12 protein-coding genes and 1 pseudogene are annotated in these 16,940 nt (G+C 71.1%); 2 read left to right on the plus strand and 11 right to left on the minus strand.

Going from position 1 to position 16,940, the window contains the following annotated elements; genetic code table 11:
- Positions 1 to 63: 63 nt before the first annotated feature.
- From CLT75_RS13610 to CLT75_RS13650, 9 genes and pseudogenes are all read right to left on the minus strand, one after another.
- A complete protein-coding gene (locus CLT75_RS13610) occupies positions 64 to 1,473 on the minus strand; it encodes an NADH-quinone oxidoreductase subunit N (RefSeq protein WP_030271518.1) in 1,410 nt (469 codons plus the stop codon).
- Positions 1,474 to 1,476: 3 nt separating this feature from the next.
- Entirely contained in the window at positions 1,477 to 2,967 is a 1,491-nt protein-coding gene (locus CLT75_RS13615) for a complex I subunit 4 family protein (RefSeq protein ID WP_013476065.1), read from the minus strand.
- Positions 2,968 to 2,971: 4 nt separating this feature from the next.
- Positions 2,972 to 4,911, minus strand: a pseudogene (locus tag CLT75_RS13620) (proton-conducting transporter transmembrane domain-containing protein).
- Complete coding sequence (locus CLT75_RS13625; protein ID WP_013476063.1) at positions 4,908 to 5,210, minus strand: NADH-quinone oxidoreductase subunit NuoK; 303 nt, start codon at positions 5,208 to 5,210, stop codon at positions 4,908 to 4,910. Before CLT75_RS13625 ends, CLT75_RS13620 begins: the two are co-directional and overlap by 4 nt.
- The gene (locus CLT75_RS13630; RefSeq protein WP_013476062.1) at positions 5,207 to 5,770 is read right to left on the minus strand and encodes an NADH-quinone oxidoreductase subunit J; all 564 of its coding nucleotides are present in this window, start codon (positions 5,768 to 5,770) and stop codon (positions 5,207 to 5,209) included. The genes CLT75_RS13625 and CLT75_RS13630 overlap by 4 nt, the downstream gene beginning before the upstream one ends.
- A 1-nt stretch (position 5,771) precedes the next feature.
- Positions 5,772 to 6,704 (minus strand): complex I subunit 1 family protein, encoded by a 933-nt coding sequence (locus tag CLT75_RS13635; protein ID WP_013476061.1) that lies wholly within the window; start codon positions 6,702 to 6,704, stop codon positions 5,772 to 5,774.
- Positions 6,697 to 8,295: a hypothetical protein gene (locus CLT75_RS13640; RefSeq protein ID WP_013476060.1), complete on the minus strand. Its 1,599-nt coding sequence runs from the start codon at positions 8,293 to 8,295 to the stop codon at positions 6,697 to 6,699. Before CLT75_RS13640 ends, CLT75_RS13635 begins: the two co-directional genes overlap by 8 nt.
- Positions 8,286 to 8,609: an NADH-quinone oxidoreductase subunit A gene (locus tag CLT75_RS13645; RefSeq protein WP_176739798.1), complete on the minus strand. Its 324-nt coding sequence runs from the start codon at positions 8,607 to 8,609 to the stop codon at positions 8,286 to 8,288. The genes CLT75_RS13640 and CLT75_RS13645 overlap by 10 nt, the downstream gene beginning before the upstream one ends.
- A 325-nt stretch (positions 8,610 to 8,934) precedes the next feature.
- Positions 8,935 to 10,107, minus strand: a complete 1,173-nt coding sequence (locus CLT75_RS13650; protein ID WP_225319486.1) for a glycoside hydrolase family 3 N-terminal domain-containing protein — start codon at positions 10,105 to 10,107, stop codon at positions 8,935 to 8,937.
- Positions 10,108 to 10,278: 171 nt separating this feature from the next.
- Between CLT75_RS13650 and CLT75_RS13655 the strand changes: the two genes are divergently transcribed.
- Complete coding sequence (locus tag CLT75_RS13655; RefSeq protein ID WP_013476057.1) at positions 10,279 to 10,725, plus strand: DUF305 domain-containing protein; 447 nt, start codon at positions 10,279 to 10,281, stop codon at positions 10,723 to 10,725.
- A 132-nt stretch (positions 10,726 to 10,857) separates the two neighbouring features.
- Here the strand turns inward: CLT75_RS13655 and CLT75_RS13660 are convergent, their stop codons facing one another.
- On the minus strand, positions 10,858 to 12,915 hold the full coding sequence (locus CLT75_RS13660) for a heavy metal translocating P-type ATPase (RefSeq protein ID WP_013476056.1): 2,058 nt from the start codon (positions 12,913 to 12,915) through the stop codon (positions 10,858 to 10,860).
- Positions 12,916 to 13,266: 351 nt separating this feature from the next.
- Here CLT75_RS13660 and CLT75_RS13665 point away from each other — a divergent pair, with 351 nt between their 5' ends.
- Positions 13,267 to 16,134, plus strand: coding sequence for a glycosyl hydrolase family 65 domain-containing protein (locus CLT75_RS13665; protein ID WP_135241037.1), 2,868 nt, complete (start codon positions 13,267 to 13,269; stop codon positions 16,132 to 16,134).
- 73 nt (positions 16,135 to 16,207) lie between these two features.
- Here CLT75_RS13665 and CLT75_RS13670 read toward each other — a convergent pair whose 3' ends face one another.
- Positions 16,208 to 16,831 (minus strand): class I SAM-dependent methyltransferase, encoded by a 624-nt coding sequence (locus tag CLT75_RS13670; protein ID WP_030271507.1) that lies wholly within the window; start codon positions 16,829 to 16,831, stop codon positions 16,208 to 16,210.
- Positions 16,832 to 16,940 lie beyond the last annotated feature (109 nt).

The following is a 16,940-nucleotide window of genomic DNA, read 5'->3' on the forward strand; positions in this document are numbered from 1 at the left end:
TTACCTACTATTGGCCGATAGTTGAAGAGGGGACGGCCCGAGCAGCCAAAGTGTCACCGAGGGCTAGCGGCTGACCACGTACCAGAGCGGTCCGGCCACCAGCCCCAGCGCCAGGCTGACGGCCGACGCGAGGATGGCCGTCCGCGCCGTGACGCGCCGCAGGACGGCCTCGGAGGTCACCGCCGAGTCGCCGGGCTCTCGGTACACGGGAACGATCCAGCGCAGGTAGTAGAAGAGGCTGAGCACACTGTTGACGAACACGACGACGGCGAGCCAGGCGTACTCGCCGTCCCAGGCGGCGGTCGCGGTGGTGAGCTTGCCGACGAACACCGCCGTCGGCGGGGTGCCCACCAGGCCGAGGAGGGCGACCAGCAGGGCCGCGGCGAGCCCCGGCCGCCGGTAGGCCAGGCCCCGGAAGTCGGTGAGGTCGCGGTGCTCCGGAAGGGCGGCGGTGACCGCGAACGCGGCGATGTTCGTCACCGTGTAGCCGGCCAGGTACAGCAGCAGCGACGGCAGTGCCAGGTCGCTTCGTCCAATGGCCACGATGGGCACGAGCAGGAACCCGACCTGGCTGACGGTGGACCAGCCGAGCAGCCGGCGTGGGTCCGATTGCCAGTAGGCGGCCAGGTTTCCCAGGGTCATGCTGACGGCTGCCACGACAGCCACCGCGACCGCCCAGGACACGGAGGTGGGAAGGACGCCGGCGAGTCGGAAGACGGCGATCAGCGCGCCGATCTTCGGAACGGTGGTCAGGAACGTCGCCGCGGTGGCGGAGGTGCCCTGCGCGGCGTCGGGCACCCAGAAATGCGCGGGTACGCCGCCGGCCTTGAACATCAGCCCTGCGAGGAGAGCCACCGCAGCGACCGCGACCGCCCCGCGGGGCATGTCCGGCAGGCGCTGCGAAAGTTCGGGATAGGTGGTGGTGCCGGACAGGCCGGTCAGCACGGTGACGCCCAGCAGGAGCAGGATCCCGAACAAGGCTCCCAACAGGTACGTCTTCAGCGCGGCTTCGGCGCCGGCAGCGGTGTGGGCAAGACCGATCAGCGCGTAGAGCGGGATGCTGGCGAGCAGGAACCCGACGGCGAGGGCGAGCAGGTCGTTCGCCCCGGCCAGCAGCACCGCGCCGGCGGTGGAGAACAGGAGCAGGCTGTAGGTTTCGCTCTCCCGCGCGGTACCGGAGATCTCGTCGGCCGCGATCGCCAGGATGAGCAGGGTGCCGGACGCCGCGAGGATGCGGGCGATCCCGGTGGCCGTGTCGACGGCGAACGAGTTGTCAAAGGCGCTCGTCGCCGGCTCGCCCAACTGGATCGCGGCGACGACGATCGTGGCGACGAGCACGACGGCGGTGAAGATCCGGATGATCCACTGCCGGTGGCGGGGGACGAAGGAACCGCCGATCAGAGCGGCGAGGGCGCCGCCGGCGAGCAGCATCTCGGGGACCAGCAGCAGCGGTCGCATCATCTCCGTTTCCACCGGTCACCGCCCGAGCAGGCCGACGACGGCGTGGGCTGCCGGTTCGATGACGTCGAGCAGCGGGCGCGGCAGCACCCCAATCAGCAGGGACAGCAGCAGCAGCGGCCCGACCGACCAGAGTTCGCGGGCGCGCAGGTCGGTGAACCCGATGGACCTGCCGGTGGTGTCGCCGGTGAAGACGCGTTGCAGCGCGCGGAGGAACAGCGCCGCGGTGATCAGGATGCCGAGCACGGCGACGGCGGTGACCGGTGCCGCGGCGACGCTGCCGGTGAAGATCTGGAACTCGGCGATGAAGCCGGAGAAGGCGGGCAGGCCGAGGGAGGCGAACGCACCCACGGCGAACAGCGCGGCGAAGGTCGGCGCGGGCGCGCCGAGCCCGCCGAAGTCACGCATGTCGTAGGTGCCGGCGCGGTCCCGCAGGACGCCGGCGAGCAGGAACAGCGCCGCGGTGATCAGGCCGTGGCTGACCATCTGGGTGACCGCCCCGACGACCGCCACGCCGCGAGCCTGGGCGGTGTCGGCGGCGACCAGGCCGGCCACGCCGACGGCGAGGACGATGTAGCCCATGTGGTTGACCGACGTGTACGCGATCATGCGTTTGACGTTGGACTGGGCCAGCGCGACGAGCGCCCCGTAGAGCACCGACACGACGCCGACGACGACGACCACCCAGGCCCACGCCCTCCACGCCTGCGGGAGCATCGGCATGGCGATGCGGACGAAGCCGTAGGTGCCCATCTTCAGCAGCACCCCGGCGAGGACCGCCGAGCCGACGGCCGGTGCGTCGGTGTGTGCCGGCGGCAGCCAGGTGTGGAAGGGCACGGTCGGCGTCTTCACCGCCAGACCGAGCAGGATCGCCGCCAGCACCAGCCCACCCGCGACCGGCCGGCCCTGCAACGGCGGCGTGGCGACGAGTTCCGGCATGTCGAACGTGTGCGGGGCGGCAGCGACGTACAGGCCGATGAACCCAACCAGCAACGCGAGGGAGCCGAGGAAGGTGTAGAGGAAGAACTTCAGCGCCGAGTGTGCCCGGTTGCCATGGCCCCAGCCGGCGATGACAAAGTACATGCCGACGATGGACAGATCGAAGAAGACGAAGAACAGGACCAGGTCGGCGGCGACGAACAGACCGAGGCTGACGCTCTGCAGGAACAGAAACAGCGCCGCCTGCCCTCGGGGCCGGTGTCGCTCGTGCAGTGCGTACACCGCGCAGGCCAGGAAGATCACGGCGGTCATCACCACCAGCGGCAGCGAGAGCCCGTCCACACCGATGTGGTAGCTGCTGTTCACGCCGGGAATCCACGCCGCCCGCTCGGCGAAGGCGAGCTCACCGGTCGGCGGGGTGTGGTAACGCCACCAGACGACGGCGATCAACGCGAGATCGACGGCGGTCACGGCGATCCAGGTCCAGCGCGCCGCGGTGTCTCCCAGCCGCGGCAGCGCGACCAGTGCCACCGCTGCGAACAGGGGAAGGAAGACAATCACGCTGAGCACGGGTTCACCCCAACACCACGAGGACGACGACACCGACGAGGAGCACCACGACGGCCTGTAGGTAGTACTGGTAGAGCTGTCCGGTCTGCGGCCGGCGCGCGAACTGCCCGAGCCGGCGCATCCCGGCGGCGAACGCCTCCACCGCCCCGTCGAGCCACCGGTCGTCGGCCCGGCCGGCCCGAGCGGCCATCCGTAGCGTCCGGGCCGAGGCGAATTCGACGCCCCGGTCGAGGACCCGGTCGTCGAACGAGCCGGCCCGGCGGGACAGGCTCAGCACCGTGCGCGCCAGGGCTACCGCGGCCCGGTCCAAGACCCGGTCGTCGAAACGGGCCAACGCCTCGGCGCAGCGCAGCGTCGGTCGGACGACCAGGACTCGTGCTGCGGGCTCCAGCCCGAGCCAGTGCAGCGCCCAGCGCGGCTCGGGGATCGGGCGGCGGGCGACCGCCAGGACGACGACCAGTGCGATCACCGCCGACACCCCAAGCTCCGGCAGCGACACGTGGAACTTCTCCGGCTGCCCGACGGTCCGCGCGACCGTGGCGCCGACCGGTGGCAGAGCCAGCAGGCCAGCGAACCCCGCACCGATCGCGAGCGCGACCAGCGGCGCCTGCTGTAGGACGCCGACCCGCCTGGTGGCCGTCTCCTCCTCGTCCCGGTGGGCGTCGACGTCGGCCTGCTGGTCGGGGGGACCCGCCGCCAGATGACCACCAGCACCTTCCCCGCGTAGGCGGCGGAGAGCGCCGACGCGGCCAACCCCACCGCGTAGAGCCACGGCGACTGCTCGAGGGCCGCCGCGAGGACCTCGTCCTTGGTCGCCCACAGCGACAGCGGCGCCATCCCCGCGAGCGCGAGCGCACCGACGGTTGCCGTCCACCCGACCCACGGCCACCGAGCGACGACCCCGCGCAGCCCGGCGAGCTGCTTGGTGCCCAGCGCCGTCAGCCAAGCTCCGGCCGCGAGGAAGAGCAAGGCCTTGGTGGCGGCGTGCGCGATCAGGTGCGTCGCGCCGCCCGCGATCCCGCCGGCCCCGGCGGCTAGCACCACGAAACCAAGCTGGGCGGAGGTGGAGGCGGCGAGGAGTTGCTTGAGGTCCCGCTGGGCGACCGCCACCGCCCCCAGCAGGAGCGCCGTCACCGCTCCGGCCCACATGGTGGCCGGGCCCGCCCACCCGGTCGTGGCCAGCAGCGGCTCGACGCGCAGCAGCAGGTAACCGCCCATGGCGACCATGGCCGCGGAGTGCAGCAGCGCGCTGACCGGGCTCGGGCCGGCCATCGCCCGAGAAAGCCAGAACGAGAAGGGCAGTTGCGCGGCCTTGCCCAGCGCGGCGATGAGCATCCCGGCGGCGATGAGGTGCCGCCAGCCGGGGCTGCTGTCGGGCAAATCGCGCAACGCCAGACCGGCGCCGCCCGCGAGGGCCGCGCCGGCGGCGAGGTAGAGGCCCAGGTCGGCGGCGCGCGTGGTGACGAACGCGGTCAGGCCTGCGGACACCCGGTCGGAGTCGCGCCACCAGAACCCAATCAGGGCGTACGAGGCGGCGCCCATGATCTCCCAGGCGAACAGCAGGGTGGGCAGCGTCGCCGCGGTGGCGGTGAGCGCGACGGAGGCGGCGAAGAGCAGCATCAGGCCGTGGAAGCGGGCCCGGGAGCGGCGGATCTCCCCTGCTGCGGCGAGTAGCACGAGCAGGGTGACCACCGTCAACATCGGCAGCACCAGGGCGGCGAGCCCGTCGACGGCGAGCGCGAACTCGGTGCCGGCGAGGAACGGCGCCGCCACCCGCGGCCGGGCCACCCCGACCACCGCCGACAGGGCCACCGACCCGGTGGCAACGGTGAGCGCGACGGGTGCCGCGAGCCGGTCAGCCCGCCGGTCGAACGCGAGCAACGCGCCGACGCCAGCCGGTAGGGCCACCAGTGACCAGAGCGCCGCCTGCGCAAGCCCGTTCATCGGGACAGGTCCGCGGCCATGTCGGTCATGTCGGTGCGGCGTACCCGGTGCAGGTGGGTGGCCACGGCGAAGCCCATCGCCATCTCGACGGTCATCGCCGTGATGATGACCAGCAGCAGGACCTGCCCGGACGGGTGCGGGGCGAGGAACCACCAGAATCCGGCGCCGGCCAGGATGAGACCGTTGAGCATCAGCTCCAGCCCCATCATCACCATGACGACGACCTGCTGGGACAGGGCGCCGTAGAGGCCGACGCTGAACAGCGCGGCCGCGACGAGCAGCACGGTCTGCAGGGTCATCGGCCGACCCCTCCGGGCTGCGGGTCGTCGGCCGGTCGCCGGCGCAGGTCGTCGCCGAACCGGTCGTAGCGGGTCCGGTGGGCGGCGAGGACCACGCCGGCGACGATGGTCACCGCCATGACCGCCCCAACGCCGGTCATGACCAGCATCTTCGGACCCATCAATTCCTCCCCCAACGCCTCGGTGACGTCGACGGGCGGGGCACCGCGCCGCGTGGGCCACGGCACGAGCAGCACCCCGGCGGCCAGCAGGACGAACACGCCGATGGACACCGCCAGGGCGTGCCGGTTGTCGTGGACCATGCTCATCGGCATCAGCGCCGGGTTCATGCCCATGAACATGACCATGTAGACCGCCATGACGGCCATCTCCATGACCATCATCAGGATCGTCACCACCCCGACGTAGTTCTGCTGCATCAGCAGCACCTGCAGACCGACGGCGATGAACGACACGGCGAGCGCGTAGCTGGCGCGGGCCATCGAGTCGACGACGAACACCGCAGCGCCGGCGAGCACGGCGACAACCGCCAGGGCCCAGAACACGACGTGGGTGACCACCTCAGCCCCTCCCTACGGCGACGACCGCGACGACCAGGTCCTGCAGCAGCACCGCGGGCAGCAGCACGATCCACCCGACCTCCATGAACACGTCCGGTCGTACCGCGGGCAGGCGGCGGCGCAGCCACACCAATGCGGCCAGCAGGGCAAGGGTCTTGATCAGCACCCAGGCCCAGTCGGGCAGCAGCGGGCCGGCGCCGCCGCCGAGGAACATCGGCACCGCGAACGCGGCCCCGGCGGCGAGCAGCGCGTACCGGCCACCCTGAAACAGCAGCCGGTCGACGCCGGACAGTTCGGCGGTCACACCGCCGGCCACGTCGGCGCCGAGGGCCGGGGAGAAGGGTCCCCAGACGGCGATCGCGAGGACGCCCAGGCAGAAGACGAGGAAGGCCACCGGCATCCAGACGACGAACCAGAGGCCCTGCTGGGCGGCGGCGATCGTCCCGACGTTCAGGCTCGACGCACCTACTGCGGGTGCCACGAGCGCGAACATCAGCGGCAGTTCGTAGGCCAGGCCGTGGGCGAGGAACCGGTAACCGCCGATCAGGGAGTGGGCCGAGTTGGCACCCCAGCCGGTCAGCCACACGAACGCCCACGCCAGAACGTCCATGGCGTTGAACCAGATCACCCCCACATCGAGGTTGAACAGCGTCCACCGCCCCAGCGGCACCACCGTGATGATCATCAACGCCATGAACAGCAGTCCCGCCCCGCCGATACGCCACAGCAGGCTGTCCCCCGCTACCGTGGTCCGCCGCCGCTGGCGCATCAGCCGGGCCACCTCACCGAACGGCTGACTCAGCCCTGAGGAGCTTGCGCCGGATGCCCATGAGGCCAGGAACCCGTCAAAGGCGGCGGCCGCGGCCGCCAACAGTCCGAGCAGTGCTGCGGCGGCCAGCGCCCAGCCGGCGGGGAGCACGGTGACGTCAGGCATGACTCACCTCGCGGTCCGTGACGAGGGGGTCGAGGTCGAGGCTGGCGACGATGAGGCGGGCGGTGGCGAGGTCCCACCCGCGTACGAGATCAGGGATCGCGTCGACGGGTACGCCGAGCGACGAGCCAGCGGGCCGCTGGCCGCCGATACTGTTCGCCGCGTGATTGAGCATGGCCAGCAGCCGGTCACGCACGTCGCCTGCCATGGTGGCCGGCAGACCCCGGCGGGCGAGGTCGTCCGCATCCAGTGGCCCGATGCGGTGCAGTGAGCGCCGCAGCCACCACGACCGGCCGACCACGCGGCGCAGCCGTTCGAGTTCCCCTGCTGGCCCGTCACGGTCATCGGTGAACAGCAGGGCGTCACGGATACGCCGAGCGCGGGAGGCGGCATCACCCCAGCCGGCGAGGCCCAGGAGGCTGGCGGCGTTGTCGCAGCGTCTGGCGGCGAACCGGCGCAGGTCCTCCGGCGCGTACCGGCGCTCCGGCTCGGCGGCGGGATCGGTCGCGGTGACGAGGCTGGTCTCCGCATCGACGATGACATCACCCTGAAGGGTGCACCGCAGGACGAGGCCCGCCGGCCAGTACGCCAGGACCGGGCCAAGTCGCAGGTGCAGGAAGTCCATCTCCAAGCCGTCGCGGTCCTCACCGCCGGAGGCGAGCGGGATACCGCCGGGGGCCATGTCCATACCCCCGTGCTCCATGCCGCCGTGGGCCATGCCGCCATGCTCCATTCCGCCGTGGCCCTCGTGCGTCATTGCGCCGTGGGAAGACTGCCCCATCCCCTTGTGATGGACGTCTTCAGAATCGGCGTGGGCGGCGTGCCCGGCATGGCTCATGTCGCCGTGGCCCTCAGAGGGCAGGTCCTCGTGCCCGGGGTGCGCCGCACCACCACCATGACCCGCCTGCCCACGGGCCGCCTTCTGGTCGTGGTCGCCATGCTCGGTGTGGCCGTGATCGCCATGCCCCTGGCCGCCGTCGTCGTCGGCGTGCTCACCGCCGCCGCGTGGCGGTTCCTCGTGGCCGACGTGGCCGTGCCCCTCATGCGCCGGCGCTGCGCGGTGTGGACGTTCCTGGCTTCCCGCGGAGTCGGCGCCGTTGCCGTGGTCGGCGTGCGGCTCATGGGCCGCCTCGTCCTGCTGTCCGCCGCCATGGCGGCGCTCCGGGGTGTGGTCGGCGTGCTCCTGTGGCGCGTGCCGTTCGTGGGGCAGCTGGTCGCCGGTGTGGGCATGGCCGATCGCGGTGTGGCCGGATGACCGGTCCTGGCTGTCGGTCCGCTGCCGGTTGAGGTCGAGCAGATCTTCCTGCGCTAGGACGAGGGCGGGCGGGACGGCATGCGGGGATTCGACATCGATGCGAGCCCGCGGGCCGGGCATCTGCTCCCACAGCCGGTGCAGCGGCTCCGCCAGCTGCGAGGGCGGTGGGCCGCAGACGGCCAGGATGTCGGCCTCTGCCGGGGACAAAGCCAGCCGCCAGCCGCGCGCCAGGACGTGGCGCTCGACCGCGGCCCGGGTCACCCAGTGCCCCGGCGCCTCTGCTACAAGCACGTGCGCGTGCCGGACGGCGAGCCGACTCACCGCGTCGCTCAGACCCATCGCAGCGCGCCTTCCCGCCAGGCCCACAGCACCGCAAGGAAGACTCCCCCGAGGAAGACGAACATCTCGACGATCGCTGTGGCCCCGAGCCGGGCGACGACCACCGACCACGGGTACATGAACAGCATCTCCACGTCGAACGCGAGAAAGAGCAGCGTGGCCAGGTACCACCGAACGTGGTAGCGCGACAACGCGTGCTCCTCAGGCTGCCACCCGGACTGGAAGGGCACGCTCCCCAGCGGTGAGGCAGCGATCGCCAAAGCCCGGTGGGCCAGGTACAGACCGCCGACAATGAGCGCGGCCACCAAGGCCATGCTCGCTGCCCCTGCGTACATTCCGCTTCCCTCCGCGCTGCTGACTCCCAAGCTGCTCACCGAGCGCTCGGCCATCCGGGGCCCCGCCGGCCGGTGCTGTCTCCCTTCGCCGCTCGCCGTCAGGCACTGTGCGAGATCTTGGGCCGAAATCAGAGGGTGCCCTGCCTTACCGGACCCTCACCCGGCACGTGACAAGCCCATCGTCGGGTCCGGCGTCTGCCGATCCAGCCGTCTCCTCACCCACTTCTACTATCATGAGGTAGTAGCCGACGCATGTTGTGCCGCGAGCACGCACACGGGTTGGAGCGTGCCCGGAGCACCTCGGTCAGCGTTTCGGGCGGAGGGAATCCACTCGCGCGACGGACTGGTCGATGCGGTCCTCGGTGATGCGCCCGGCCCGGACGAGATTGGTGATCGTGTCGACTGTTTCCTCGACGACTCTCTCGTTGTGTACCTGCTGGTTGGCGAAGACGAGCAGGTCGAGGCCGGCCTGCAACGCCAGGGCGACCGCCTCGGCGGCACCGTACCGGTCGGTGATGGCGACCGCCTGCATGTCGTCGCTGACCACCGGCCCGCGCCAGCCGAGCCGGCCGCGCAGCAGATCGGTCACGGTCGCGGCTGACAGCGACGCCGGGTACGCCGGGTCGAGCTGCTTGTTCAGCACGTGGGCGGCCATGACGGAGTCGGCGAGGCCGGCCTGGATCAGCCGTTGGAACGGTTCGAGTTCCTTTACCTGCCAGGTGTCGCTGACGTCGACGACCTCGAAATCGGTGTTTCCGGCGGCGCTACCCGATCCGGGAAAATGCTTCAGGCAGGTTTTCACACCAGCCGCCCGGTGCGCCTGGATCTCCTCCGTGGCGTTGCTGACGACCACGTCCGGGTCGGCCGAGAAGCTGCGACCCAGCTTGCCGATAGCCCTGCTGTCGGGGTTGATGTTCAGGTCGACGACCGGGGCGTAGTTCAGGTTGACCCCGATCCGCGTCAGCCCCGCCACCAGTCCTCGCGCCCAGTCGCCGGTCGCCGACGTGGAGTTCTCCGCGCCGATCTCGGCCTCCGACCTGGTCGCCGGGAAGCCGTTGCTCGGGTTGAGGCGGGCGGTACGGCCACCTTCCTGGTCGATGGAGACGATGAGCCGGCCGGGCGAGGCGCTTTTCAGGGTATTCACCAGGCCCGTAACCTGCTCGGGCGAGCGGATGTTACGCACCGACTTGCTCTCCAGGTCCTGGTCGAAGAGGATCACACCGCCCAGACCGTCCCGCACCGCCTTGATGATCCAGTTCGGGGCTTGGGCGCCGCGAAAGCCGACCACGAGCAGGCTGGCGATCTTTCGCCGCAGCGCCGCCCCGGCTCCGCGCGATGCGCCGGTCGGCCGTGGGCTGCTCGTTGGCCGGGGCGTCGAGGATGTGGCGCGGTGCGACTCGCAGCCGGCAACGGCTGCCACTGCAGCTGAGCCGAGTCCGGCGAGCAGCAGCCGGCGGGGCAGGTGAACGCTGTCCACCCCCGCACGTTAGGACCCATGCCCGCCCGATGCGTCCTCACCCAGAAGATGTCATCCGCTGGTGGGACGCCTCGACGAAGCGTGGTGAGAGTTGCGTCGGTTGGATCTGGTCTACCCGGGTACTGAGGGCCCTTGCCCGATGCTCACCACGCTGTCCACTCCGGAGGAGCGATGAAGCAGAACTATGTTCGGTTCGGTGTCGTCCTGGCGGTGAGTCTGGTCGTCATGTTCGTCCTGACCCTGTCGCAGATCCGCCGCTTCGGCGACTTCTACCTCAACCTGAGCAACTTCTACATGTCACTGATCATGGTGTCGATCATGGGCGTGATCATGATGGGCGTCATGAGCAGCATGTTCACCAACAAGCGTCTCAACATCATGCTGTACATCGCGTTCGCTGCTGTCTTCATCGGCGGATTCGCTGCCGTGCGCACCGAGCCGTTCGTGGGTAACGAGGGCTTCTTGAAGTCGATGATCCCGCACCACTCCCGGGCCGTGCTGGTCTGCCAGGAATCAGATATCACCGACCCCGAGATCATCGAGCTCTGCGACCAGATCGTGAAGTCACAGGAGGAAGAGATCACACAGATGAAGAAGATCCTCAAGGACCGCTACTGACTGGGTCGGCACTGAGGACGACCGAGGTCCGGTTGGGCCCTCAACCTCCCCCGGACGCGTCCCTACCGCGCCGTGACGGTCAGCGGGGCGACCGTTGCCAGCGCCAGCGACTGACAGGACTGACATGCGTCTTCAGTGGTCCTGTGGTGTGAGGTGCACCCAGCGCAGCGTCTGGGCGTTGAGGGCGACGACGATGGTCGAGGCGGACATGAGCACGGCGGCGGCGGCCGGGCTGAGTGCCACACCGGCCCAAGCGAAGACGCCCGCGGCGACGGGGATGGCCACCACGTTGTAGCCGGCGGCCCAGACGAGGTTCTGGACCATTTTGCGGTAGGACGCCTTGGACAGGCGGGCGGTGGCGGAGATGCCACGCGGGTCGGAGGAGGCGAGGACGACGCCGACGGATTCGATGGCCACGTCGGTGCCGGCGCCGATGGCCAGTCCGACGTCCGCGCGGGCGAGGGCGGGGGCGTCGTTGACGCCGTCGCCGACCATCGCCACCCGGTGGCCGCGCTGTTGCAGGCCGGCGACGATCTCGTCCTTGTCGGCGGGTAGCACCTCGGCGAAGACCTCGTCCTCGCCGGGACGGAAACCGAGATCGGCGGCGACCGCGTCGGCGACCGGGCGGGCGTCACCGGTGATCATCGCGATCTTCCGAATTCCGAGTTGGCGCAGCTCGGCGATGGCCTGTCGGGCCTCCGGGCGTACCTCGTCCTCGAGCGCCAGCGCGCCGAGCAGCTGGGGCGGGCCGTCGAGGCGGGCCAGGTAGAGCACGGCGGCGCCGCGCGCCGACCACGCCTGCTCGGCCTGGCGCAGTTCGGCAGGGACGTCGGCGTGCAGTTCCCGCAGCAGGGCCGGGCCGCCCACCGCGTATGCCGCCCCGGCCACGGTGGCCTGCACCCCGCGGCCGGGCAGCGACCGGAACTCCGAGCCGCTTGCCGGTCCGACTCGTTGGGCGGCGGCGACGATGGCCCGGGCGAGGGGATGCTCGCTGTCGGCCTCAACTCCGGCGGCCAGGCGCAGCACCTCGTCCTCGTTGGTGCCGTCGGCGGCGGCGACGCCGGTGACGGTGTGCTGGCCTTTGGTCAGGGTGCCGGTCTTGTCGATCAGGACCGCGTCGACGGTGCGCATCCGTTCCAGGGCGAGACGGTCCTTGACCAGGATCCCGGAGTTGGCCGCCACGCTGGTCGACAGGGCGATGACCAGTGGGATCGCCAGGCCGAGGGCGTGTGGGCAGGAGATCACCAGCACGGTGATGGTACGGACGACGGCCTGGTCGACCCGGCCGAGCGCGGACCAGACGATCAGGCTGAGCAGCGCGGTGGCGGTGGCGATGTAGAACAGCCACGCGGCGAACCGGTCGGCCAGCGCCTGCGCCCGCCCACCGGCTGCCTGCGCCTGCGCGACCAGCCGTTGGATGCCGGCCAGGGCGGTGTCCTCCCCCACCGCGTCGACCTGGACGCGGATCGCCGAGTCGGTGGCCACGGTGCCGGCGACCACCCGGTCCCCCACCCGACGTGGGACCGGCCGCGACTCGCCGGTGATCATCGATTCGTCCAGCTCGGCGCCGCCCTCGACGACGTGCCCGTCAGCGGGCACGCGTCCACCGGGGCGGACCAGCGCCCTGTCGCCGACCCGCAACTCGGCCGCCGCCACCCGCTCGACGGCTCCGCCCGGGCCGACCCGCTCGGCCTCATCGGGCAGCAGGGCGGCCAGCGCGGCCAGGGCCCCCCGGGCTTGGCCGATGGCTTTCATCTCCTGCCAGTGGCCGAACAGCATGATCGTGACCAGGGCGGCGAGCTCCCACCAGAAGTCCAGGCGGAACAGGCCGACACTCGTCGCCGCGGAGGCGACGTACGCCACGGTGATGGCCATCCCGATCAGCAGCATCATGCCGGGGGCGCGGTCGCGGACCTCGCGGACCGCGCCGACGAGGAACGGCCAACCGCCGTAGAAGAACACCACCGACCCGAGCACCGGACCAACCCACAAAACACCGGGGAAGTCCAGCGAGTAACCCAGCCAGTCCATGATTAGACGGCTGGTGAGGACGACCGGGATGGTCAGCGCCAGACACACCCAGAACCGGCTGCGGAACATCTCGGGGGTGTGGCCGGCGTGCTTGTCGTGCTGCGGGTGCGTCCCGGCGCCGCCGCAGGCATGGCCGGGCTGCCCGCCGCCGTGGTGCACCTGCCTCGCCTCCCGAAACCTGTCTGCGGCCGCCGGGTGCCACGCTCACCGCCCCGGCACATCAGCGGCTGGGGCGGCGCTGCGCCGACGCCCCAGGTCTTCACCATCGCGGGTGCGACGGCGCGCCGGTGGGATCTCAGCGATTCCGCCGCTGGCTGGCCTGGCCACGGATAGGGTCTCGCTGGAAGGTCTGCGGCTCCTGCCGGGCGGGCCTCCTCACCCGAAGGCTCGTGGAGGCGGGTGGTGACTACTTGCGGCGACAGTGGCATCGACGCGCGAGACAGCTGCGGTGCTGACAGGTTTCGCCTGCCCCTCGAACGTCTCGACGCGGTCCTGTTCGACCTGGCAGCGGTGTCGGAGCACAACCCACCGGCCACCTGGGGGCCGCCGACTGCGGTGATGGTCGCGGAGGCGCAGAGCCTGCTCGGGTCGCTGCGCCGGTCGGGGCTGACGTCCGGAGTCATCGGCCGGCCTGGCAACGGATTCGGCATCGACCAGCTGACCGACCTCGTGCTAGACGGCCAGGAGGTTACGGCGCGGCTGCCGGACCCGGCGGTCCTGCTGCAGGCGGCAAGGCTGCTCGGGGTGCATCCGGCGCGAACCGCGGTGGTGCATTGCGCGCCGGCGGGGGTGCAGGCCGCCTGTCGCGGCGGGTTCGGGCTGGTCGTGGGTATCGCGTACGGCGGGGCCTGGGCAGCGGCCGAACTGCGGGCGCACGGCGCGGAACCGGTGCTGCGCGGTCTGGCGTACGTGACGGTCGACGAACAGGCGATGCGACGCCGATGGTGGCAGCCGGCGTCGACGGCCGGCGCCGAGCACGCCGGCTGGCTTCTCGACTACACCGGCGTCGACCTCGCGACGGAGGGGATCCGCGAGACGCTGTGCACGATCGGCAACGGCTACCTGGCCACCCGCGGCGCGGCACCGGAGGCCGATGCCGGCCGCAGCCACTACCCGGGCACCTACGCCGCTGCGATCTTCAACCGGCTGCGGACGCGACTGCATGAGCACGTCCATGAGGACGAGAGCCTGGTCAACCTGCCGAACTGGCTGACGCTGCGCTGGCGACGGCCCGGAGAGCGGTGGGTGAGACCGGACGCGCGCGGCGTCAGCGAGCACCGGCAGACGCTCGACCTGCGAGCCGGGGTGCTGCACCGCCGCTACCGGCATGTCGACGGTTCGGGCCGAGCCACCACCATGATGTCGCGCATGCTCGTCTCGATGGCGACGCCGCACCTGTCCGCGTTGGAGACCACGCTGGTGCCGGAGAATTGGTCGGGCACGCTGCAGGTGCGCTCGGGCATCGACGGTCGGGTCGCCAACCGGCAGGTCGCCGAGTACGGGCCGCTGGCCGGCCGGCACCTGCGCCCGGACGGGCAGGGACGAGACGGCGACGACGGACTGTGGCTGCGGGTCAGCACGACCCAGTCCCGGGTCGAGGTCGCGACCGCCGTGCGTACCCGGCTGTTCCAAGCCGGCGTCCGCGTGGACGCACAACGGCGCGTGGACATGCTGCCCGGTCGTCCGCAGGAGACCTGGACGGTCGCGGTGCGCGCGGGCCAGCCGCTGCGCGTGGAGAAGATCGCCGCCCACCACACCTCCCAGGACCGGGCGGTCACGGAACCTGCCGCCGCGTCCCGGGACGCGGCGGCCCGGGCCGGCTCCTTCGCCGAACTGCTCGGTGAGCAGGTCCGCGCGTGGCGGCGGCTGTGGGAACGCAGCCACATCGAGCTGCACACGGACCATCCCTGGCCATCGCTGGAGCTCAACCTGCACACCTTCCACCTGCTGGTCGCCACCTCGCCGAACGTCACCGACCTCGACGCCGGCGTCGGTGCGCGCGGCCTGCACGGCGAGGGGTACCGGGGTCACGTCTTCTGGGACGAGGTTTTCGTCCACCGGGTGCTGGCGCTGCACCTGCCCGAGGCCAGCCGCGCGCTGCTGCTCTACCGGTGGCGTCGCCTCGACGCCGCGCGGCGGGCCGCGGCCGCGATCGGCTGCCGGGGGGCGATGTTCCCGTGGCAGTCCGGCAGCGACGGCCGGGAGGAGACGCCGAGGGAGCTGTTCAACACCCGTACCGGCCGGTGGATGCGGGACCGGTCGGCGCGGCAACGGCACGTCGGCCTGGCGGTCGCGTACTCGGTGTGGCAGTACCACCAGGCCACCGGGGACCTGGACTTCCTGCGTACGCATGGCGGGGAGCTGATCCTGGAGACGGCCCGGTTCTTCGCCGACCTGGCGCGGCGCAACCCGCGCACCGGACGGTACGAGATCACCGGCGTGATGGGCCCGGACGAGTTCCACGACGGCTACCCCGACCGCGAGGCACCCGGCCTGGACAACAACGCCTACACCAACGTGATGACGGTGTGGCTGCTACGCCAGGCCCTCGCGGTGGTCGACCTGCTGGCCTGCCGAGACGGCACGAGCCTGCCCGACCGGCTCGGCATCGACGACGGCGAGCTGGCGCGGTGGGCCGAGATCACCACCAGGATGTACGTGCCGTGGCACGACGACCGGATCATCAGCCAGTTCGACGGCTACGCCGACCTCGCGGAACTCGACCTCGACGCCTACCGCCGCCGGTACGGGAACATCGGCCGGCTCGACCTCATCCTCGCCGCCGAAGGGGACTCCCCCAACCGCTACCGCATCGGCAAGCAGGCGGACGTGCTCATGCTGCTCTACCTGCTCTCCGCCGAGGAACTGCGCGAGCTGCTCGCCGGCCTGGGGTACCACTGGCCACCGGAGGCCCTGCCCCGCACCGCCGGCTTCTACCTGCACCGGGCGAGCCACGGATCGACGTTGAGCAGGGTGGTGCACGCCTGGGTGCAGGCCCGCACCAACCGGACCGCCTCCTTCGGAAACTTCACCGACGCGTTGGCCGCCGACATCCGCGACACCCAGGGCGGCACCACCCGGGAGGGCATCCACCTCGGCGCCATGGCCGGAACCCTCGACCTGGCCGAACGCTGCTACCTGGGAATCGAGACCCGGCAGGACGCCCTCTGGTTCAACCCCCGCCTACCGCACGAGATCACCCGGCTGCACACCCTGATCACCTACCGCGGCCACCAGCTGCACGTCACGGCCACCGGCAGCGCCCTCGCCCTCATCGCCTCACCCTGCAACGCGGCACCGGTCACCGTTCACGTGGCGAGACAGCCGCCGCAGACCATCGGCGGAGGCCAGCAGGTGTCGATCTCCCTGACCGGCTGAGGCCGCCGCTGGCACCCTTGCTGGTCAGGGCGGAACCCCTCGACGGACAAGTTGGGCAGGGCGGGAATCTCCCTCACGTGCCGGCCGGCTTACTGGCTGCGAGGCGTTCGATCACACCAGCGGCGAAGCGCTGATGCTGCTCGATGTGCAGACCGGCCGCGGCCACGTCACGGATGGGACGCCGCCGGAAATGCTCACCGGCCGCCGGAACGCTGACCAGTTCGATGAGGCGTTGAATCGCCCGAACGGGACGATTGGCGCCGACCACATGGTCGGCCAGCAGGAGCAGACCGCCGGGGCGCAGGACCCGGATCATCTCCTCGACCGCGCGGTGGTCGTCCGGGATGGCGCAGAGTGAGAGGGTGCAGACGACGGTGTCGAAGGTGGCATCGGGAAAGTCCAAGTCGTGGGCGGTACCGGGCCGCAGGTCGACCTCCCGGCCCAGTTCGGTGGCCCGCCGGCCCGCAATCTCCAACATCCTCGGGCTCAACTCGACCCCGGTGATCCGTACGCTGTCCGGGTAGTAGGGCAGATTTCGCCCCGTGCCGATGGCGACCTCGAGGGTGGCGCCGGTGGCCTGCCGGCAGATCCACTCCCGGGTGTCGCGCAGGAAGCGGCGTTCGATGAAGGCCATCTGCCGGTCGTAGCCGGCGGCGTGCCGGTCCCAGACGCGGCGCTGCTTCTCGTCGTCACTCATGGTGGCGAAGATAGGTGACCTGCACCAACTCTGCCGGCGTACCGACCTGCCGGCCGTCGCCGGACCCTGAGTGCCAGCGAGCACCCGCTGTGGCCACGGTAGCGGCCCG

The sequence above is a fragment of the Micromonospora sp. CNZ285 genome (genome assembly GCF_004637285.1).